Below are 20158 nucleotides of genomic sequence, written 5' to 3' on the forward strand. Positions count from 1 at the left end.
AAAGACGCGCATCAGATTGAAAGCGTTCTAAACTATACACTTTGACACAAGTTTGCTTTTGGTTCATGAGAAGCGGGCTCGGCGGGGCCTTTTCTGATGGCTCGACGGCTGAACGACGCCATGTTTTACGGCTCGTTCGACGGCGCCGGGGGACGCAACAGGAGAGGGTCATGACCAAGAAATTTTTCCGAGGCGCCGCGCTGGCGCTGATGACGGCGACCTCGGCGATGGCCCTGCAGCCGGCCCATGCCGCAACCGATGCCGCCGCCGTGGTGAAGCACTACACCGCCGTCGCCCACGCCAAGTTCGAAGATGCGCTGACGACCGCAGAAGCGCTCGACAAGGCCGTTGACGCGCTGATCGCGACGCCGAGCGAAGAAACGCTGAAGGCCGCGCGCGACGCCTGGAAGAAGGCCCGCAACCCCTACCAGGAAACCGAAGTCTACCGCTTCGGCAATGCGATCGTTGACGAGTGGGAAGGCAAGGTCAACGCCTGGCCGCTCGACGAGGGCCTGATCGACTATGTCGATCCGAGCTATGGCACCGAGAGCGACGAGAACGCGCTGTTCACCGCCAATGTCATCGCCAACAAGACGATCAAGATCGACGGCAAGGACGTCGACGCTTCCAACATCACGCCGGAATTCCTGGCGGGCACGCTACAGGAAGCCGGCGGCATCGAAGCAAACGTCGCGACCGGCTACCACGCGATCGAGTTCCTGCTCTGGGGCCAGGACCTGAACGGGACCAAGGCCGGCGCCGGCAACCGCCCCTATACCGACTACGACACCAAGGCCTGCACCGGCGGAAATTGCGACCGCCGCGCCGCCTACCTGAAGGCTGCGACCGAGCTGCTCGTTTCCGACCTCAAGGAGATGGTTGCCAACTGGACGCCGGATGGCGCCGCCACCAAGGCGGTCGAGGCCGACCCGAAGGCTGGTCTCGTCGCCATCCTCACCGGCATGGGCTCGCTCTCCTATGGCGAACTGGCGGGCGAGCGCATGAAGCTCGGCCTGCTGCTGCACGATCCGGAAGAAGAGCATGACTGCTTCTCCGACAACACGCACAACTCGCACCTGCACGACGCGATCGGCATCCAGTCGGCCTATACCGGCGAATATACCCGCGTCGACGGCACGAAGATGACCGGCCCGTCGCTGTCCGAACTCGTCGCCGCCAAGGATGCAGCGCTCGACAAGGAAATGGCCGGCAACCTTTCGACCACGGTCGAGAAGATGCAGGCGATGGCCAAGCGCGCGGAAACGACCGAGGCCTACGACCAGATGATCGGCGAAGGCAATGCCGAGGGCAACGCCACCGTTCAGGCGGCGATCGACGGCCTGATCGCCCAGGCAAAGACCGTACAGCGCGTCATTGCGTCGCTGGATCTCGGCACCGTCGAGCTTGAAGGTTCCGACAGCCTGGATAATCCTAACGCCGTCTTCCAATAAGCTGAAAAGGCGGGCCGCATCGACAAAGACGCGGCCCGATCCTCCTGAGATGAAATCTGGCGCTTTCCGCCTTTGCGCGCTTGTTCTCGTTCAAGCGCTTTTCACGGCCCTGCCCGCCTTCGCCGGCGACGGCCTTTTGACCGAACGCTCCGACCTCAACGACAAGGACCGCCAGCGCGTCCAGGCGGTGACGCGGCCTGCGACCGATTTCTCCAAGGCAGAAACCTTCGAAGCAATGTCCGGCGGTGCCGCGACTTCGATCGCGCCCGTCAATGCCGACAGTTTTTCGCAATTCTCGGCCAATCTCACCTTCCAGGAGGAAGAGGGCTTCAAGCTGGGCAACGCGCTCTTTCGAAAGCTTTGGGTTTCCTCCCCCTCCTCCACACAGGCCTCCGACGGGCTCGGCCCACTCTACAACGCCCGAGCCTGCCAGAGCTGTCACCTGAAGGACGGACGCGGCCGGCCGCCGGAAGGTGCCGTCGATACAACCTCGATGTTCTTCCGCCTGGCGCGGCCGCCCCGCGACGACGAGGAGCGCCGGATGATTGCGGCGCACGAGGTGGTGAACTTCGGCGACGCTGTTTATGGCGCCCAGCTTCAGGATAGCGCCGTGCCCGGCCTTGCCGCCGAAGGCCATCTGAAGATCAGCTACACCGAGGAGCCCTTCACTTTCCCCGACGGCGAAACGGCCTCTCTGCGCCGACCAGGCTATTCGGTGGCCGATCTCGCCTATGGCCCGCTCGATCCGGAAACCACGCTCTCGCCGCGTGTGGCGCAGCCGATGATCGGCCTTGGCCTGATCGAGGCGATCCACGAGGCGGATATCCTCGCCCTTGCCGACCCCGACGATAGGGATGGCGACGGCATCAGCGGACGGCCGGCGCTCACGCGCGAAGCGAGGACCGGCAAGCTCATGCTCGGGCGCTTCGGCTGGAAGGCGCAGAACGCCACCGTGCGGCAACAGAGCGCCGATGCCTTCGCCACCGACATCGGCATCTCTTCACCCGACGCCGACCGCCCGCATGGCGACTGCACCGCGGCCCAGGCAAAATGCCTGACCATGCCGACCGGCGAGCAGGCACGCCTTGGCCCCACAGAAGCGCCCGACCCGGTGCTCAACCTCGTGACCTTCTATTCGGAGAACCTGGCCGTGCCGGCGCGGCGCAAGGCGAGCTTTGCGGAGACACTGCGTGGCAAGAAGGTCTTCTACGAACTCGGCTGCACCAGTTGCCACACACCGAAATTCGTCACCCGCCGGGACGCGGCCAACAAGGCGCAGTCGTTCCAGCTGATCTGGCCCTATTCCGATTTCCTGCTGCACGACATGGGCGAGGGTCTTGCCGACGGACAGCAGGTGGGTGTGGCCACCGGCCGCGAGTGGCGCACGCCGCCGCTTTGGGGCATCGGCTTGACGAAGACCGTCAGTGGGCACACTTTCATGCTCCACGACGGACGCGCCCGCAATTTCACCGAAGCGATCCTCTGGCACGGCGGCGAAGGGCAGAAGGCCCGTGACGCCTTTGCCGCCCTTGCCGCAAGCGATCGCCGCGATCTCCTTGCCTTCCTGGAGTCACTCTGATGCCCCGCACGCATACGCTTACTCTCGCTTTTGCCCTGACCTTGACGGCCGTTTTCCCGGCGGTGGCCCAGGAAGGAAGCGCGCTCTCGCCGCGCGTCGTCAACGAGGCGGCCGTGCCCGCGGTCATGGCCAAAGCCGTCGACGACTTCATCATCCCCGGCTATCGCAACCTCGCGGAAAAGACCGCTGCCGCCACGCAGGCCACGGCCAAGCTCTGCGCGGCGCCGTCGCAGGCGACGGTCGATGGCGCTCGCGTTGCCTTTTCCGAGATGGTCGGCGCCTGGTCGGCGATCGAGGTGGTGAGGCTTGGTCCGGCGCTTGAGCAGAACCGCTTCGAGCGGTTCCTGTTCTACCCCGACCGCAAGAGCACGGGCCTGAAGCAGGTGCAGGCGATCGTTTCGAAGCACGATGAAAGCGCAACGGACGAAGCCAAACTCAAGGGCAAGAGCGTCGCCGCACAAGGGCTCGGCGCGCTCGAATACGTGCTCTATGGCACGGGCGCCGAATCGCTTCTGAACAAGGACGGCGATTTCCGCTGCCGCTACGGCCTGGCGATCACCAAGAACCTCGACACGATCGCCAACGAGTTCCTGGCCGCATGGCAGAAGCCCGATGGCATTCAGGCTGCCTGGAAACATCCGGGCCCTGACAATCCCGAGTTCCGCGACAACCGCGAAGCGGCAACAGAACTGCTCGGCATTCTCGTCCATGGCGTCGAGACGGTGAAGGACCAGCGGCTGAAGCCGTTCTACGAGAGCAAGGACGACAAGGGACATCCGAAGCTCGCGATCTACTGGCGCTCCGGCAACACCATGCCGTCGATCGCCGCCAACGTGCGGGGCCTGAAGACACTGTTCGACGTTGCCGACATGCAGAGCCTTTTGCCGGAAGACAGCCGCTCGGTCGCGGGTTCCGCCGACTTCGTCTTCAAGTCGGTGATCGGCATGGCCGGCAACATCGGCGGACCGATCGATCAGGCGCTCGAGGACAAGGACAAACGGGCCAAGCTCGCCTTCCTGTCGCTCAATACCAATGACCTTCTCGATCGGCTGAACAAGGATTTCGGCGGCGCGATCGGGCTTGGCGCGGGCTTCTCCTTTGCCGACGGCGACTAGAGCGGGATGAGGAATCGTGGGCGCGGTTTTCCGCCCGCATCCCGCTTAAGCGCCGAGTGTTGACAATCAAGGTTTTTGGGCGCAAAGCCCTCCCCGTGTTCGCTCTCGCGGGCACGTTTCACCACAAGGACCAACTCCCAATGAACCCCGACAGTCGAAGTCGAGCCTTCACGCTCACGGCCGTCCGGTCCTGATTGATCAGGGCTTCAGGCGGTCGGATGACTCGCCCTATGGAGCCCAATATGCTGCGCATCTACAAAAGCCAGAACAGCCACCTCGTGCTTGTCGACATGATCGATGGCATCGCCCTGCCGACGCCGGCAATCTGGTACGACCTCTACAATCCATCGGCCGAGGAAACGCGGCTCGTCGAAGGCCAGCTCGGCATCGAGATCCCGACCCGCGACGAGATGCAGGAGATCGAGCTTTCCGACCGCCTCTACCAGGAGGCCGGCGCCGAATTCATGACGATGACGGCCGCCGCCAAGCTCGACAGCGATTATCCGGTCAAGGTGCCGGTGACCTTCATTCTCAAGGGCGCGACGCTGGTTACCGTGCGCCACGCGGACCCGAAGCCGTTCCAGAATTTTTCCAACCGCATCCAGAAGGCCAACGGCCAGATCTGCGAAAGCGGCGAACTGGTGATGCTCGGGCTGCTTGAGGCGATCATCGACCGTACGGCGGATGCGCTGGAGCGCGCCGGCAGCGAGGTCGACGGAATTTCGCGGGATGTGTTCCGCAAGACCAATGCCAGCGCCACCAAGAAGACGCGCGACCTGCAGTCGCTGATCGAGCAGATCGGCCAGAAGGGCGACCTTTTGACGGTCATCCGCGAAAGCCTGGTCAGCATCGGCCGGCTCGTCGCCTATCATGTGGCGCTCGAAGGCATGGGGCCGCGCAAGGCAGGCAAGGAAAGCCGGCAGCGGATCAAGCTGATCCAGCGGGACGCGACGTCGCTTGGTGATCACGCGCTGTTCCTGTCGAACAAGATCAATTTCCTGCTCGACGCGACGCTTGGCCTCATCAACCTCGAGCAGAACCAAATCATCAAGATCTTCTCGGTTGCCGCCGTCGTCTTCCTGCCGCCGACGCTGGTCGCCTCGATCTACGGCATGAACTTCGGGGTGATGCCGGAACTGCAGTGGGAATTCGGCTACCCTGCGGCACTGATGCTGATGGTGATCTCGGCGATCGTGCCCTATTTCTACTTCAAACGCCGGGGCTGGCTCTGAGCGCGCAACCTGCTGCATCGCAGCCCTGAGCGGGCACTCCGCCCAGGGCTTGCAAATTTCCATGACGAGCGAGGATGGCATGACAGCCGCCACGGGCCTGATCGACCGGCGCAGTTTCCTGAGGATGGCGGGCGCGGCCTGGGTGGCGAGCCTCGCGCCTGAGCGAGCCTTCGCCCTGACCAGGGCCGACGCCGTCTTTGCCTCGGCCTTCATGGCGCCGGACGGCAGCTATGGCGTCGCGACGCTGACGGAAGCGGGCGAGATCATCGACCGCACGGCGCTGCCGGCCCGTGCACACGGCATGGCCTATTCGCCCGTCAGCCGCCGCATCGTCGCCTTTGCCCGCAGGCCGGGCACCTATGCGATGATCCTTGCAACCGACGGCACGGCCGAGCCGATCGTGATCACCGCTGCCGACGGCCGGCATTTCTACGGCCATGGCTGCTTCTCGGCAGACGGCAAGCTGCTCTACGCCACCGAGAACGACTTTGCCGCCAATCGCGGCATGGTCGGCATCTATGACGGCAGCGACCACTTCACCCGCATCGGCGAATTCCCGACCTACGGCATCGGCCCACACGACATGACGCTGAGCGCCGACGGGAAACTGCTGGCGATTGCAAATGGCGGCATCGAGACCCATCCGGATTTTGGCCGCACCAAGCTCAATCTCGACCATATGGAGCCGAGCCTGACGCTGGTCGATACGCGAACCGGCGCGCTCGTACAGAAGCACGGTCTGCCGGATGATCTCAGCCGCCTGTCGACCCGGCATGTCGATATCGGTCCGAAGGGCGAGATCTGGTTTGCCTGCCAGTATGAGGGTGCGCGCAGCGACCTGCCGCCGCTCGTCGGCTCGTTTTCCCAGGGCGAAGACCTGAAGTTCCTGTCTCTGCCCGAGCGCACGACGGAAGCGCTGGCGAACTATGTCGGCGCCATCGCCGTCAACCGGAACGAGGGGCTGATCGGACTGACTTCGCCGAAGGGCGGCGTGGCGGTGATGCTCGATGCACGAACCGGTACCGTGCTGACGGAAGAGCGCGTCGCCGATGCGGCGGGGGTCGCCAGAGCCGACCACGGCTTTGCCGTTTCCTCCTATGACGGCCACTTCAAGGCTAACAAGAGCCGAGTGGCCTGGGACCAGCACATCGTGCGGTTGGCTTAGGCCTAAGACGATCTCAGGCCGAAAAACGGCCGTCGCCGGAGAGTTTTGCCAGATCGTTCCAACGATAGGCGGTCTGGTCGTGGTTTTCGCCGCCGAGGCTCACCTGGCCCTGGCCAACGGCAATGGCGCCGAGATGCTCATAGAAGCCCCGATTCGGGTTGCTGGAAAGCACCCAGGCAAAGAGCGACTTGCCGCCAAGCTCCCGGCAGTGACCGGCGACGCTGCGCACCAGTGCCGAGCCGATGCCCGCGCCCTGGAACTCTTTCAGGATGTAAAGCGCATAGAGCTCGCGGTCGAACCGCGGCGGCATCGAGCGCGCCTTGCCGTAATTGGCAAAGCCGATCACCTTGTTCGTGCTCACGTCAACCGCAACCAGATGGAAGACGTCGGCGATGCGCATGCGTCTTGCGTGGCGCAACGCCTGCTCCTCGATGCTCATGGTGTCGAGAAAGGCATCGGAAATCAGCCCGCGGAAGGTCGATCGCCAGGTTTCGACGATAACGGAGGCGATCATCATGATGTCATCCGGGCCGGCCGGCCGGATGTCGATACGTCGGAAGGTCTTCATGGCAGCTGATATAGGTGGTGCATGATGGCTTCAAAACGGCGGTCCCGCTGGAAAGACGGAAAGTCTGTTCTATCTGGCGAGATCATGAACAGAACCATCGTATACGTAGTCTTCATCGCCGCCGTTCTCGGCCTCGGCCTTCTCATCGGCACCAACAACATCCCCGGCGAATGGTACTGGTCGCTGGCAAAGCCAGCCTTCAATCCACCGGACTGGATCTTCGCGCCGGTCTGGTCGATCCTATACGTGATGATCGGCGTTGTCGGCGCCCGCATGTTTCTCGATCATCGGCGCAGCGCCGCCATGCGCCTGTGGCTGGCGCAGATGATCCTCAACTTCGTCTGGTCGCCACTATTCTTCGGCATGCAGGATATAGCGTCGGCGCTGATCGTGATCATCGCGCTCGTGATCGCGGTTGCCGGCTTCGTCGTCGCAAGTTGGCAACGGGATCGCATTTCAGCCCTGCTGTTCCTTCCCTATCTCGCCTGGGTTGCGTTTGCGACGGCGCTCAACAGCGCGATTTTGCTCATGAATTGAACTTGTCCGACCTTCACGACCGTGCCACTGTCCCGCGGGCATAATGATGCCGCCCGACACAAAGGCCCATGGACTGATGGACGACCGTGATCCCCCCGATTTCCGAAAGCGCATTCGCGAGAGCTTCGCGCGGCAGGCGGCGATGCGCACGATCGGAGCCGAACTGACACTTGTCGAGCAAGGCACGGTCGAAATCGAGCTGCCCTTCGACGACAAGCTGACGCAGCAGCACGGCTTCCTGCATGCCGGCGTGATCTCCGCGGCGCTGGATTCAGCCGGCACCTATGCGGCCTATTCGGTGATCGACCCGGATGCCTCGATCCTGACGATCGAGTTCAAGGTCAACCTGCTTTCGCCGGGGCGCGGCGAACGCTTCCTCTTCCGCGGCGAGGTGACAAAGCCCGGATCGACGATCATCGTTTCCGACGGTCGCGGCTATGCGATCCGCTCCGACGGACCGGCAAAGCTGATCGCCTCGATGACGGGAACGATGATGGTGGTGCGCGGACGCGAAGGGATCGAAGGATGAGTTTTGCCGTCAAGGACGTTACCGGACGCAAGGTGCTCTACGTCATGGCCGTGGATGCCGAGTACGGTCCGCACCTGAAAGGCCGGATCAAGCCGCTGATGACCGGCGTCGGGCCGGTCGAGGCGGCCGTCGTATTGACGCGCACGCTTGCCGAACTCGCCGCCGAGCGGGCCCTGCCCGATCTCGTCGTTTCGCTCGGCTCGGCGGGTGCCGCCACGCTCGAACAGACCGAAGTTTACCAGGCGGTTTCCGTCGGCTACCGCGACATGGATGCCTCGCCGCTCGGCTTCGAGAAGGGCGCAACGCCGTTTCTCGACCTTCCGGCCGTGGTGCCGCTGCCGCTGCGCATCCCCGGCGTTCCGGAAGCGCGGCTTTCGACCGGCGCCAACATCGTCTCGGGCGCTGCCTACGAGACGATCGACGCCGACATGGTCGAGATGGAGACCTTCGCGGTGCTGCGCGCCTGCCAGTCCTTCGGCATTCCTTTGATTGCGCTTCGCGGCATTTCCGACGGCAAGGCCGAACTGAAGCACGTCAACGACTGGACGGAGTATCTTCACGTCATCGACGAGAAGCTTGCAAGCGTGATCGACCGGCTGGAGAATGCGGTTTCGAGCGGCGTGATCCCGCTCTAGACCCCGATGGCTTCGGGTCTGGTCGACCCAAAGCCATAAACGTGATCGATGCTCACAAGTCAGAGCGGGATGCGGGCGGAAAACCGCACGCACTTTTCCTCATCCCGCTCCAAAACCCCGGAATTGTCCGGGTGCAATTGAATCGTTGCGTCGATGGCGGGCTTTCATTAAAGGCTCGCCATGATCAAGCTTGTTTGAAGGCACCCAATGACCCAGACAGCCCATCCCGACACCGTTCTCATCGTCGACTTCGGCAGCCAGGTGACGCAGCTCATCGCCCGGCGCGTGCGCGAATCCGGTGTCTATTGCGAAATCGTGCCGTTCCAGTCGGCCGAAGAAGGTTTTCAGCGGCTGAAGCCGAAGGCCGTCATCCTTTCCGGCAGCCCGGCCTCGACGCTCGATATCGGCTCGCCGCGTGCGCCCTCGGTGATCTTCGATTCCGGCCTGCCGGTGTTCGGCATCTGCTATGGCCAGCAAACCATCTGCGCCCAGCTCGGCGGCAAGGTTGAGAGCGGCCATCACCGTGAATTCGGCCGCGCCTTCCTGGAAGTCGAAAAGGAATGCGCGCTGTTCGACGGTCTCTGGTCCCTCGGCTCGCGCCACCAGGTCTGGATGTCGCATGGCGACCGCGTCACCGCGATCCCCGAAGGCTTCGAGGTCGTCGCGACCTCCGCCAACGCCCCCTTCGCCTTCATCGCCGACGAGAAGCGCAAGTACTACGCCGTGCAGTTCCATCCGGAAGTCGTGCACACGCCCGATGGCGCCAAGCTGATTTCCAACTTCGTGCACAAGATCGCCGGCATCAAGGGCGACTGGTCGATGTCGGCCTATCGTGCCAAGGCGGTCGAGGCGATCCGCCGTCAAGTCGGTGACAAGAAGGTGATCTGCGCGCTCTCGGGCGGCGTCGACAGCTCGGTTGCGGCACTGCTGATCCATGAAGCCGTTGGCGACCAGCTCACCTGCATCCTCGTCGACCACGGCCTGATGCGCAAGGACGAGGCGAAGAACGTCGTTGCGATGTTCGAGGAGCACTACAACCTCCACCTCCTGCACGTCGACGCTTCCGACCGGTTCATCGGCGAGTTGGAAGGCCAGAGCGATCCGGAAACCAAGCGCAAGATCATCGGCCGCCTGTTCATCGAGGTGTTCGAGGAAGAGGCAAAGAAACTCGGCGGTGCGGACTTCCTCGCCCAAGGGACGCTCTATCCCGACGTGATCGAAAGCGTCTCGTTTACCGGCGGCCCGTCGGTGACCATCAAGTCGCACCACAATGTCGGCGGCCTGCCGGAGCGCATGAACATGCAGCTCGTCGAGCCGCTGCGCGAACTCTTCAAGGACGAAGTGCGCGTGCTCGGCCGCGAACTCGGCTTGCCCGACAGCTTCATCGGCCGCCACCCCTTCCCGGGTCCGGGCCTTGCCATCCGTTGCCCGGGCGGCATCACCCGCGAGAAGCTCGAGATCCTGCGCGAAGCGGATGCGATCTATCTCGACGAAATCCGCAAGGCCGGCCTCTACGACGCCATCTGGCAGGCTTTCGCTGTGCTTCTGCCGGTGCAGACCGTCGGCGTCATGGGCGATGGCCGCACCTACGAGTTCGTCTGTGCACTTCGCGCCGTCACCTCGGTCGACGGCATGACGGCGGACTTCTACCACTACGACATGGAATTCCTCGGCCGCGCGGCGACGCGTATCATCAACGAGGTCCGCGGCATCAACCGCGTCGTCTACGACGTCACCTCGAAGCCGCCGGGCACGATCGAGTGGGAATAAACGCGCGGACGCATCTGCTGCGTCGGTGATAAAAAATGTTAAAGGGCGTGCTTCGGCGCGCCCTTTTTGCTTCCCGGCACAGTCGCGGCCCGGGTGCAGCGCTACTTCACCGGGTCGCGCATGCCATCGCGGAGTTTCCGCACCCGCTCGTTCAAGTCGATCATTTCCGGCACCGTGAAGCCGGAGTTTTCCAGAAGCGCATCGGTCAGGCAGCCGGTCTTCACGTGGAGGCCGCGCCCTTTCGCGGTGAGGTGGACCTCGACCTGCCGCTCGTCGCTGACGCTGCGATGCCGACCCAGGAAGCCGGCAGCTTCGAGCCGCTTCACAGCCGGCGTGATCGTGCTCGATTCCAGACCCAGCCGATCGGCAATCGCCGAGATCGTCAACCCATCCCTCTCCCAAAGCGTGCTCAGGACGAGATACTGCGTGTAGGTCATACCGAGCGCATCGAGCATCGGCTTGTAGACGCGGTTGATGGCGATCGACGCCGAGTAGATCGAAAAACAGAGCTGGCTGTCGAGCGGCAGCGTTGTCGGTTCTTCAGGCATTCCAACCTCCTTGCGGCGCTTTGCGGCTTCTTCCGCGAAAATAGATATCGCGATAATTAATATCTTTACAAGAAACCGGAGTCGCCGTATACGATGCTTATCGCGATAATTAATGTCGCGCAAAACAACTCAACGAAGGAGACCCGAAATGCTCAAGTCCCTCATCACCGCCGCCGCTTTCGCCCTCTCCGCAAGCGCGCTGACGCCGGCCCAGGCCGCCCCCGCCACCAAGAATGTCGTGCTCGTTCACGGCGCCTTTGCCGACGGCTCCGGCTGGCAGGGCGTCTACAACATCCTGAAGAAGGACGGCTATAACGTCACCATCGTGCAGAACCCGACCCTGACGCTTGCCGGCGATGTCGCGGCCACCAAGCGTGCGATCGCCGCTCAAGACGGCCCGATCGTGCTCGTCGGCCACTCCTATGGCGGCGTGGTCGTTTCGGAAGCCGGCACCGATGAGAAGGTGAAGTCTGTCGTCTACATCGCCGCCTTCGCGCCGGATAAGGGCGAGTCCGTTTCCTCGCTCATCGCCAACCCGCCGGCCGGCGCGCCCGTTCCGCCGATCCTGCCGCCGGTCGATGGTTTCCTCTCGCTCGACAAGGAAAAGTTCGCCGCCGCCTTCGCGGCCGATGTCGATCCTGAGATTGCCGCCTTCATGGCCGACTCCCAGGTCCCGTGGGGGGTCGAAGCGGCAGCCGGCGCCGTCACCGCTCCGGCCTGGAAGGAGAAGCCGAGCTTCTATCTGGTCGCGACCGACGACCACATGATCCCGCCGGCCGCCCAGCGCCAGATGGCAAAACGCGCCGGCTCCACCGTGGTCGAAACATCCGGCAGCCACGCCATCTACGTCTCGAAGCCGGAAGCGGTCGCCAAGCTGATCGAGCAGGCAGCGCAGGCGAGCGAATAAGCGATATCAACCGGCAACGAAGGCAAAAGGGCGAAGCGCGACGCGTCGCCCTTTTGCTTGTCCCGAAGACAATCCGGAAGATCCTGGTGGACGCCATTGCCGGCCCTGTTGCCGCCAGATCTTTGGTTAGAATTTCTGACCGCCCCATGCTCGATCGGCACCTCGATCGAACGGATCGCCCTTTCTATCTTCTGTCTCACCGGCGCTCAGGCCCAACGCCCGAGCCGGACTCAAACAGAAACGCACCTTTCGAAAGGGCATATCCATGGAAAATGTTCACGGGAAAGTCGTGGCCGTGACCGGCGCAAGCAGCGGCATCGGCGAAGCCGCTGCGAAGCTGCTGGCGGCTGCCGGAGCCAAGGTCGTGATTGGCGCACGCCGGTCCGACCGGCTGGAACGCATCGCCGGCGAAATCGCCGGCGCCGGCGGCGAGGTCCGCTTTCGCGTGCTCGACGTTACCGACCGCGGCGACGTCGCCGCCTTCGCCCGCTTTGCCCAGGCCGAATTCGGCCGCCTCGATGTCATCGTCAACAATGCCGGCGTGATGCCGCTGTCGCCGCTGGCAGCGCTCAAGGTCGACGAGTGGGATCGCATGGTCGACGTGAATATCAAGGGTGTGCTCTACGGTATCGCCGCGGCCCTGCCGATCATGAGCGCGCAAGGGGACGGGCAGATCATCAACATCTCCTCGATCGGCGGCCATTCCGTGTCACCGACGGCCGCCGTCTATTGCGCCACCAAGTTCGCCGTCCGGGCGATCTCGGACGGCCTGAGGCAGGAGACCGACCGCATCCGCGTTACCGTCATCTCGCCCGGAACGACGACCTCCGAACTCGCCGATACGATCAGCGATTTGACCGCACGAGAAACCATGAAGGAATGGCGGGCCGTCTGCATCAGTCCTGACGCCATCGCGTCGTCGATCGCCTACGCCATCGGACAGCCCGACGATGTCGACGTCAGCGAGATTATCGTGCGCCCGACGGCGAGCCCGCATTGAGGCTATGTCCTCGGGGGATCAAAGCGACTGAAGGCACGCCTCGAGCGTGCCTTTTCGTTCTGCAGCAGCATTCAAATAAATAGCATTGACTAATCAATTAGTATCTGCTATTTATTTATCCATGATGATCGAAGCCGCTCCCATCACCGCCGTCATGCGCGCCCTTGCCGATCCGACCAGGCGCGCCGTGTTCGAGCGCATCGCCAATGCCGACGAGATCACCGTCGTTGAACTGACGCGCGGCAGCGGCGTGACGCAGGGCGCGATTTCGCAGCACCTCAAGTCGCTGAAACAGGCGGGTCTCGTCGCCGAGCGCCCGGAGGGCCGCAACGTCTATTACCGCGCCGAGCCCGAGGGCCTGGCGCCGCTCGTCGACTGGATGAGCCACTACGGTACCTTCTGGCGTGACCGCTTCGCCAATCTGCGCACCCTTCTCAAGGAGATCGATCCATGACCGACGCAGCAGCCTTGAAACTCGAGACCCAGGATATCGTCGTCGACGAGGTCTTTCCGCATACGCCCGAGACGATCTGGAGGACGCTGACCAACGGCGAATTGATGGGCCGATGGATCATGCCGCCGACCGGCTTCCAACCGGTGGAAGGCACCCATTTCACCTTCCGGACGACGCCCGCCGGCGCATGGGACGGGACCATCCGTTGCCAGGTGCTGGAGGTGCGCCCGCATGAGCGTTTCGTCTACTCCTGGAAAGGTGGCGACGAAGGCAACAGCGGCTATGGCTCGCGTCTCGATACGGTCGTCACCTGGACGCTGACGAAGGTCGACAACGGCACCCGCCTCCGGCTCGTTCATTCCGGCTTCGTCACGCCGAAGAACGACAGCGCCTATGCCAACATGAGCAATGGCTGGCCGAAGGTCCTGTCGCGGCTCGGCACCATTACCGACGAACAGCATTGAAGCCCAAGCCGGGTCGCCATAGCGATCCGCCCCCCCCCGAAACAGGCAAAGTGATTGGTCGGCGTCGCCCTCGCAGCCACGCGAAAGGCTTTGCCGTGCCCGAGACTGGAGCGAATGTATGAGCAAGTCCTATATCGGCGGATGCGCCTGCGGCGCGATCCGCTACGAGATCTCAGGAGAACCGGTCTTCTCCAACGACTGCCAGTGCCGTGATTGCCAGCACGAAAGCGGGACCGGGCACGGATCGCATATGACGTTCCGCCGCGAGGGCGTGAAGCTCGAAGGTCAGGCCTCGCATTGGGACATGGTCGCCGACAGCGGCCATGTGAAGACGCGCGGCTTCTGCCCCAGCTGCGGCTCTCCGGTCTACATGACCTTCTCAGCCATGCCGGAGTTCTTCAGCGTTCGCGCTGCAAGCCTCGACGATCCCTGCCGTTACAGACCGCAAGCGGTGACCTACGCCGTGCGCGGCCTTGCCTGGGACCGCCTCGATCCGAATTTGCAGAAATTTGGCCGGATGCCGACGGAGTAGCGAAACAACAGCGTCAGCCAACGGGTGAAGTCTTCCATTCCCCGCCGGATGTCCTTGGCATTGTCAGCCGGCATCCCCATCTCCGGTCGAGACCACATGTCGTGGCGCGCGACCCGGGCGGCGGAGGGTACCATGTCGTCGAACCAATTCGCATTCGATCTCGGCTGTCCCCAGCCAGCGCCGGCAATCGACATCCTCTACTTCGCGCTGCTTCCGGACGAGCCGGCTGCCACGAAGGCACTGGCGATTGCCGAAAGGGATTTCGCCGACCAGATGGCGGATGGCTTCATCTATCGGCCCGATCGCCTGCACGTCTCTGTCGACAAGCGCTGGCAGGGCCGCGGCTTGCCCGACTTCGCGGTTGCGGATGCGCTGCGGCAGGGTGACCGCGTCGACGTGCCAGCGGTCGAGATCCGCCTCGACAGGTTGGTCAGCAACGGCAATGGCCGCGACCGGCCGCGCGCCCTGACGACGCGCGACGCCGCGCCGGGCTTCAGCACGCTGGTCCGGCAGATCGAGGCGCTCAAACGCCCGCTCATGGCAATCCCCCATATGACGCTCTACCGGAACGATCGGGTCGCGCCGAATCTCCGCGTTTCCGAACCGGTCTCCTGGGTGGCGCGCGAACTCGTTCTGATCCATGCCCGCAAGGGGGCGGGCTCTACGAAGATCCTCGCCCGCTGGCCGCTATTGCCGTCGCGCTGAAGTCCAGGCGGAAGGTAGCCGTACACCTTGGTGATGTGCCAGCCCGGCTCCGACGGGGAGCCCCCCTTACGCGGGCGGAATGAAGGGCTGGCTGATCGTCTGGAACACCGGAAGCGCTTCAAGCATGTCCGCATGCGCCTGCAGACGCGGATAGCGCCCCATCGCGACCAGATCGGGATGCACCTCCTTGAGGAAGCGCAACACGGCCGCAACGGCGATATCCACATGGCCGATGCGCTCGCCGAACCAATAGGCGCCCGTGCTTTGCGCGCGGCTCGTTTCGAGCACTTGAAGCGTCTCTTCGATCTGGCGGCGGCAGCGGTCGACCCAGAGTGCCGAGACCGCCCCGTGCAACCGCTTCTCGTAGAACAGGCTGACGGCCTTGTCGCCGAGGCCCGTGGCAAGCGTCGCGATTCTCAGCACCCGATGGCGCGCCGGTTCCGTTCGCGGGAACAGGACCCGGTCGTCGGAAACGAGACTGTCGAGATAATCGAGAATGATATGGCTGTCGGTAAGCACCGTCCCATCGTCCAGCACCAGCGTCGGCACGCGCGTCAGCGGATTGTAGGCCCGAAGCTCGTCGGCATTGCCGAAGGACGACCAGGGACGGTGTTCGAACGGGATGTCGTAAAGGCTGAGCGCGATGCCCACGCGTCGCACGAAGGGGGAGTCATATTGGCCGATCAGGATCATCTTGGTGTCTCCCACCTGTGCTGGATGCTTCACAGAACAATAGGCCTGCCGATCATGTCAAAGCCAGAGCGACGTCGGCGCAACCCGAAACCGCACCCTAGTTCTTAGCGACTTGCGGAGCGCCTTGGGAATGCCGATAAGCGCGACCAACGAACGATACGGGAGGAGCCCATGGACGTTTCCGAAATCATCATCGCCGGCGATACGCCCGGTATCGAATGGCGCCTGCCGGTTTTCCGTTTCAAGGGCAGAACGGCCGCTGCACCGAAGACCTACATCCAGGCGGCGCTGCACGCCAACGAACTGCCGGGCACCGCACTTGCCCATTTCCTGCTGCAGCGGCTGCAGCAGGCGGAGAAAGACGGCGCCATCCTCGGCGACATCACCGTCGTGCCCCAGGCAAATCCGATCGGCACCGCGCAGTCGCATTTCGGCGAGTTGCAGGGCCGCTTCGACCTCGGCTCACGCACGAACTTCAACCGTGATTTTCCGCTGATCACGCTTGGCGACCGTGACCGGCTGATCGACGATCTCGACCGCTACTCGGCGACGGATCGGCTGAAACGGCAGCTGCTGCATATGGCGCTCGGCGCCGACCTGATGCTCGATCTTCATTGCGACGACGAGGCGCTGCAATACGCCTATATCGACGACGCCTTCTGGCCGGAAGCGGGCGACCTCGCCTCGGCGCTCGATATGGAGGCGGTCTTCCTTTCGGACGGCGAAAGCTCCGCCTTCGAGGAGGCTGTCGCCTATGCCTGGAAATACGAAACCGGGCAGAAGAAGACACGCCTGCCGGGACGCCTCTCGGTGACGGTCGAGCTTCGCGGCACGCGCGACGTCTATCCGGAGCTTGCTCGCAAGGATGCCGAAGGGGTCTTCCGCTTCCTCGTCGCCCGCGGCGTCATTACCGGTGACGAAGAAACAATTGCACCCTTCGCTGGCATCATCGCACCGCTCGACAACATCGAGATGATCCGGGCCCCTGAGGCCGGCGCCATCCTGTTCCACCGGGATATCGGCGAGAGCGTGAAGGCGGGCGATCTGCTCGCAACGATCCTTACGCGCCCCGGCCAGGCGGACGGCGCCCTCGAGGTGCGCGCGCCGCAGGACGGGCTGATTGTCACCCGCGTCTCGACCCGCCTTGCACGCCGGCGCTCGGACTTGATGAAGATCGCCTGCGCTGCGCCGTCGAGCGCCGGGCGCAAACCCGGGTCGCTCGAAGCCTAGGACTTGGGATTGAATGTTCAAGCGGCCGTCACGCCCCCGTGGCGGCCGTCATCTTTGGGCTGTCGAGCAGAATGGTCGAGCGCAACGTCTTGATCTCGGCGATCTGCTCGAATTCGCTCCAGAGCAGGCGTTTGTAATCCGCGACGTCGCGCACCGCGATCTTCAGAAGAAAATCGAAATCGCCGGCGACCGTGTGGCATTCCACCACCTCCGGCATGCGCGACACCAGCTCGATGAAGCGCTGGCCGACCTTGCTTGCGGTGCGCTCCAGCGTCACCTCGACGAAGGCCTGGAAGCCGATGCCGGCTGCCTTCGGATCGACGACCACCGTCTGGCGGATGACGCCGGCCGCATAGAGCCGGGCAAGGCGGCGCGACAACGGCGCCGGCGAGAGCCCGACTCTCGCCGCCAGCGCGTTGTTGCTGAGCGATGCATCCTCCACCAGAAGGCGGATGATCCGCCGGTCGATCTGATCCAGTTCCACCGCCATCTTCTCGACCATCATCGCCCCCAACGCTTCGATTTCGGCTTCAGGAAGTATGCCGCAGCACGCAAATCAGCAAATGAATTGCAGAATTTTGCGCAAATAGCACGCTGTCGATATTGTCTCTGTGGCAAATATCGCATCGATTTTGCGCTTGCGCTGACTTAAGAAGAAAGCCGCAGGGCAGCCGGAGGAACGGCGGCCGGCAGGCTTTCTCGACCGATAACGCATCGCTGCCACTCAAGGGGGAATTTCCGGCATGTTCGACGCTCTGACCCGCCAACCCGATGATCCGTTGCTGGCCCTGATCGGGCTTTACCGCAAGGACGAGCGCCCCGGAAAGGTCGATCTCGGCGTCGGCGTCTACCGCGACGAAACCGGCCACACCCCGATCTTTCGCGCCGTCAAGGCAGCGGAGAAGCGCCTGCTCGAAACGCAGGACAGCAAGTCCTATGTCGGCCCCGAGGGCGATCTCGTCTTTATCGATCATCTCTGGACGCTGGTCGGTGGCGATACCATCGATCGCAGCCATATCGCCGGCGTGCAGACGCCGGGCGGTTCCGGCGCTCTCCGGCTCGCGGCCGACCTTATCCACCAGATGGGCGGCAAGCGCATCTGGATCGGGCTGCCGAGCTGGCCAAACCATGCCAGCATCTTCAAGACCGCTGGCCTTGAGCCCGCCGGTTACCCGTTCTTCGACGTGCCGACGCAAACCGTGCTCTTCGACACCATGATAACGGCGCTCCAGAGCGCTGCCGCCGGCGACGCCGTGCTGCTGCATGCGAGCTGCCACAACCCGACGGGCGGCGTCATCACGCAAGCGCAGTGGATGGAGCTTGCCGCCGTCATCGCCGAGCGCGGCCTGCTGCCGCTCGTCGACCTTGCCTACCAGGGCTTCGGCCGCGGTCTCGACGAGGATGTCGCCGGTCTCCGCCACCTGATCGGCGTCGTTCCGGAAGCGCTGGTTGCCGTTTCCTGCTCCAAGTCCTTCGGGCTCTATCGCGAGCGCGCCGGCGCGATCTTCGCGGTGACGGCCTCCTCGTCTTCGGCCGATACGGTCCGCTCCAACCTCGCCGGCCTTGCCCGCACCAGCTACTCGATGCCGCCGGATCACGGTGCTGCAATCGTGCGGATGATCCTTTCCGACGCCGAGCTCAAGCGTGACTGGCAAGCAGAACTCGAAACCATGCGGCTGCGCATCACCAACATCCGCCGCGCGCTCGCCGAAGGCTTGCGCGATCGCTGGCAGGCGCTCGGCGCCGTCGCCAGCCAGGAAGGCATGTTCTCGCTGCTTCCGCTTGCCGAGGCCGACGTCATGCGGCTTCGGAACGAGCACGGCATCTACATGCCCGGTTCCGGCCGCATCAACATTGCCGGCCTGAAGACGGCGGAAGTCGACGGCGTCATCGCCAACTTCAAGAACCTCTGAGGACCATGATGGCCGAGCACAGCATCGACGCGACAGAAACCCCGACTGAACGCCATCGCCTGTACGAGGATGCGCTGGCGATCCTGACGGGCACGCTGATCATGTCGCTCGGCATCATCATCTACAGCAAGGCGATGCTGCTCACGGGCAGCACGTCGGGCCTGGCACTGCTTCTGCAATATGCGACCGGCGCCGAGTTCTGGCTGGTCTTTTCGCTCGTCAACCTGCCTTTCTACGTCCTGGCGGTCAAACGGCTCGGCTGGATGTTTGCGCTGCGCACCTTCATCGCCGTCAGCCTCGTCTCGCTGTTTTCTCGGCTGACGGCCGGCTGGGTGGAGATCGCCCGGCTTGACCCGATCTATGCGGCGGTCGTCGGCGGCGGGCTGATGGGCATGGGCCTGTTGATCCTCTTTCGCCATCGCACCGGGCTTGGCGGCATCAACATCGTCGCGATCTATCTCCAGGAAAGGTTCGGCATCCGCGCCGGCTATTTCCAGCTGACGGTCGATCTCACCATTCTGGCTGCCGCCTTCTTCGTGTTGCCGCCATCGAACCTGGTGCTCTCGGTGATCGGGGCCGCTGTCGTCAACATGACGCTGGCGATCAATCACAAGCCGGGACGCTACGCCGGCGTGACCTGACGCAAGGTCTCGGTCTTCCCTCCCGCGCATCGGGCGGCTATCACTCCTGCCACGCTTTGAAATTGCGCGATTCCCAGCGGCGCGGCCGTTCGGAATTGCTCGCTGCGGCTGGAGCATGGGAATGACGGTTACGATTTACGGCATCAAGAACTGCGACACGATGAAGAAGGCCCGCACCTGGCTCGACGGCCGGGGCATCGCCTATCGCTTCCACGACTATAAGGCCGAGGCCATCGACCGCCCGCATCTCGAGCGCTGGTGCAAGGAGGCCGGATGGGAAACGGTGCTGAACCGCGCCGGCACGACTTTCCGCAAGCTCGACGAGGCCGACAGGCAGGGCCTCGACGAACAGAAGGCGATTGCGCTGATGCTCGCCCAACCCTCGATGATCAAGCGTCCGGTGCTCGAAGCGGACGGCAATCTGCTGATCGGCTTCAAGCCGGACCTCTACGAGACCGTACTCGCCAAAGCCTGACCCCCATTTGGAGCG

General features: G+C 63.5%; 23 protein-coding genes. 19 read left to right on the forward strand and 4 right to left on the reverse strand.

What is annotated here, in order from left to right:
* Positions 1-170: 170 nt before the first annotated feature.
* From OVA00_RS17805 to OVA00_RS17825, 5 genes are all read left to right on the forward strand, one after another.
* Positions 171-1451, forward strand: a complete 1281-nt coding sequence (locus OVA00_RS17805; protein ID WP_029742958.1) for an imelysin family protein — start codon at positions 171-173, stop codon at positions 1449-1451.
* A gap of 49 nt (positions 1452-1500) precedes the next feature.
* Positions 1501-3030: a di-heme oxidoreductase family protein gene (locus tag OVA00_RS17810; RefSeq protein WP_268089396.1), complete on the forward strand. Its 1530-nt coding sequence runs from the start codon at positions 1501-1503 to the stop codon at positions 3028-3030.
* Positions 3030-4145 carry an imelysin family protein gene (locus tag OVA00_RS17815; RefSeq protein ID WP_268089397.1) on the forward strand — a complete coding sequence of 372 codons (1116 nt, stop codon included), beginning with the start codon at positions 3030-3032 and terminating at the stop codon, positions 4143-4145. The genes OVA00_RS17810 and OVA00_RS17815 overlap by 1 nt, the downstream gene beginning before the upstream one ends.
* A gap of 242 nt (positions 4146-4387) precedes the next feature.
* Entirely contained in the window at positions 4388-5377 is a 990-nt protein-coding gene (locus OVA00_RS17820) for a magnesium transporter CorA family protein (protein WP_034805161.1), read from the forward strand.
* 79 nt (positions 5378-5456) lie between these two features.
* Complete coding sequence (locus tag OVA00_RS17825; protein WP_268089398.1) at positions 5457-6542, forward strand: DUF1513 domain-containing protein; 1086 nt, start codon at positions 5457-5459, stop codon at positions 6540-6542.
* A gap of 13 nt (positions 6543-6555) precedes the next feature.
* On the opposite strand, the gene OVA00_RS17830 is transcribed toward OVA00_RS17825, so the two are convergent.
* Positions 6556-7110 carry a GNAT family N-acetyltransferase gene (locus OVA00_RS17830; protein WP_268089399.1) on the reverse strand — a complete coding sequence of 185 codons (555 nt, stop codon included), beginning with the start codon at positions 7108-7110 and terminating at the stop codon, positions 6556-6558.
* Between the two features lie 84 nt (positions 7111-7194).
* Between OVA00_RS17830 and OVA00_RS17835 the strand changes: the two genes are divergently transcribed.
* The 4 genes from OVA00_RS17835 to guaA all read left to right on the forward strand — a co-directional run bounded on the left by OVA00_RS17835 (position 7195) and on the right by guaA (position 10581).
* Positions 7195-7647: a TspO/MBR family protein gene (locus OVA00_RS17835; protein ID WP_268089400.1), complete on the forward strand. Its 453-nt coding sequence runs from the start codon at positions 7195-7197 to the stop codon at positions 7645-7647.
* A gap of 76 nt (positions 7648-7723) precedes the next feature.
* Complete coding sequence (locus OVA00_RS17840) at positions 7724-8176, forward strand: PaaI family thioesterase (protein ID WP_034805179.1); 453 nt, start codon at positions 7724-7726, stop codon at positions 8174-8176.
* Positions 8173-8811: a 5'-methylthioadenosine/S-adenosylhomocysteine nucleosidase gene (locus OVA00_RS17845; RefSeq protein WP_268089401.1), complete on the forward strand. Its 639-nt coding sequence runs from the start codon at positions 8173-8175 to the stop codon at positions 8809-8811. Before OVA00_RS17840 ends, OVA00_RS17845 begins: the two co-directional genes overlap by 4 nt.
* A 207-nt stretch (positions 8812-9018) precedes the next feature.
* The gene (guaA, locus tag OVA00_RS17850) at positions 9019-10581 is read left to right on the forward strand and encodes a glutamine-hydrolyzing GMP synthase (protein ID WP_034804526.1); all 1563 of its coding nucleotides are present in this window, start codon (positions 9019-9021) and stop codon (positions 10579-10581) included.
* Between the two features lie 101 nt (positions 10582-10682).
* On the opposite strand, the gene OVA00_RS17855 is transcribed toward guaA, so the two are convergent.
* Entirely contained in the window at positions 10683-11129 is a 447-nt protein-coding gene (locus OVA00_RS17855) for a MarR family winged helix-turn-helix transcriptional regulator (RefSeq protein WP_268089402.1), read from the reverse strand.
* Positions 11130-11277: 148 nt separating this feature from the next.
* Here OVA00_RS17855 and OVA00_RS17860 point away from each other — a divergent pair, with 148 nt between their 5' ends.
* From OVA00_RS17860 to OVA00_RS17885, 6 genes are all read left to right on the forward strand, one after another.
* On the forward strand, positions 11278-12036 hold the full coding sequence (locus OVA00_RS17860) for an alpha/beta hydrolase (protein WP_034804533.1): 759 nt from the start codon (positions 11278-11280) through the stop codon (positions 12034-12036).
* 265 nt (positions 12037-12301) lie between these two features.
* The gene (locus OVA00_RS17865; RefSeq protein WP_060580615.1) at positions 12302-13036 is read left to right on the forward strand and encodes an SDR family oxidoreductase; all 735 of its coding nucleotides are present in this window, start codon (positions 12302-12304) and stop codon (positions 13034-13036) included.
* 124 nt (positions 13037-13160) lie between these two features.
* The gene (locus tag OVA00_RS17870) at positions 13161-13490 is read left to right on the forward strand and encodes an ArsR/SmtB family transcription factor (RefSeq protein ID WP_060580687.1); all 330 of its coding nucleotides are present in this window, start codon (positions 13161-13163) and stop codon (positions 13488-13490) included.
* Entirely contained in the window at positions 13487-13954 is a 468-nt protein-coding gene (locus tag OVA00_RS17875; protein ID WP_034804539.1) for an SRPBCC family protein, read from the forward strand. The genes OVA00_RS17870 and OVA00_RS17875 overlap by 4 nt, the downstream gene beginning before the upstream one ends.
* A gap of 118 nt (positions 13955-14072) precedes the next feature.
* The gene (locus tag OVA00_RS17880) at positions 14073-14486 is read left to right on the forward strand and encodes a GFA family protein (protein WP_268089403.1); all 414 of its coding nucleotides are present in this window, start codon (positions 14073-14075) and stop codon (positions 14484-14486) included.
* 132 nt (positions 14487-14618) lie between these two features.
* Complete coding sequence (locus OVA00_RS17885; protein WP_268089404.1) at positions 14619-15191, forward strand: 2'-5' RNA ligase family protein; 573 nt, start codon at positions 14619-14621, stop codon at positions 15189-15191.
* 66 nt (positions 15192-15257) lie between these two features.
* Here the strand turns inward: OVA00_RS17885 and OVA00_RS17890 are convergent, their stop codons facing one another.
* Positions 15258-15884, reverse strand: coding sequence for a glutathione S-transferase family protein (locus OVA00_RS17890; RefSeq protein WP_034804548.1), 627 nt, complete (start codon positions 15882-15884; stop codon positions 15258-15260).
* Positions 15885-16055: 171 nt separating this feature from the next.
* On the opposite strand from OVA00_RS17890, the gene OVA00_RS17895 reads away from it, so the two are divergent.
* Complete coding sequence (locus OVA00_RS17895) at positions 16056-17114, forward strand: succinylglutamate desuccinylase/aspartoacylase domain-containing protein (RefSeq protein ID WP_060519636.1); 1059 nt, start codon at positions 16056-16058, stop codon at positions 17112-17114.
* A 28-nt stretch (positions 17115-17142) separates the two neighbouring features.
* Here the strand turns inward: OVA00_RS17895 and OVA00_RS17900 are convergent, their stop codons facing one another.
* A complete protein-coding gene (locus OVA00_RS17900) occupies positions 17143-17616 on the reverse strand; it encodes an Lrp/AsnC family transcriptional regulator (protein ID WP_089043352.1) in 474 nt (157 codons plus the stop codon).
* A gap of 241 nt (positions 17617-17857) precedes the next feature.
* Here OVA00_RS17900 and tatA point away from each other — a divergent pair, with 241 nt between their 5' ends.
* The 3 genes from tatA to OVA00_RS17915 all read left to right on the forward strand — a co-directional run bounded on the left by tatA (position 17858) and on the right by OVA00_RS17915 (position 20143).
* The gene (gene tatA / locus OVA00_RS17905) at positions 17858-19027 is read left to right on the forward strand and encodes a tyrosine aminotransferase (protein ID WP_034804559.1); all 1170 of its coding nucleotides are present in this window, start codon (positions 17858-17860) and stop codon (positions 19025-19027) included.
* Positions 19028-19035: 8 nt separating this feature from the next.
* Positions 19036-19668, forward strand: a complete 633-nt coding sequence (locus OVA00_RS17910; protein WP_268089405.1) for a YitT family protein — start codon at positions 19036-19038, stop codon at positions 19666-19668.
* Positions 19669-19789: 121 nt separating this feature from the next.
* Positions 19790-20143, forward strand: a complete 354-nt coding sequence (locus OVA00_RS17915) for an ArsC family reductase (RefSeq protein ID WP_268089406.1) — start codon at positions 19790-19792, stop codon at positions 20141-20143.
* Positions 20144-20158: the final 15 nt, after the last annotated feature.

This window comes from Ensifer sp. SL37, assembly GCF_026672675.1.
Taxonomy (GTDB): domain Bacteria; phylum Pseudomonadota; class Alphaproteobacteria; order Rhizobiales; family Rhizobiaceae; genus Ensifer; species Ensifer adhaerens.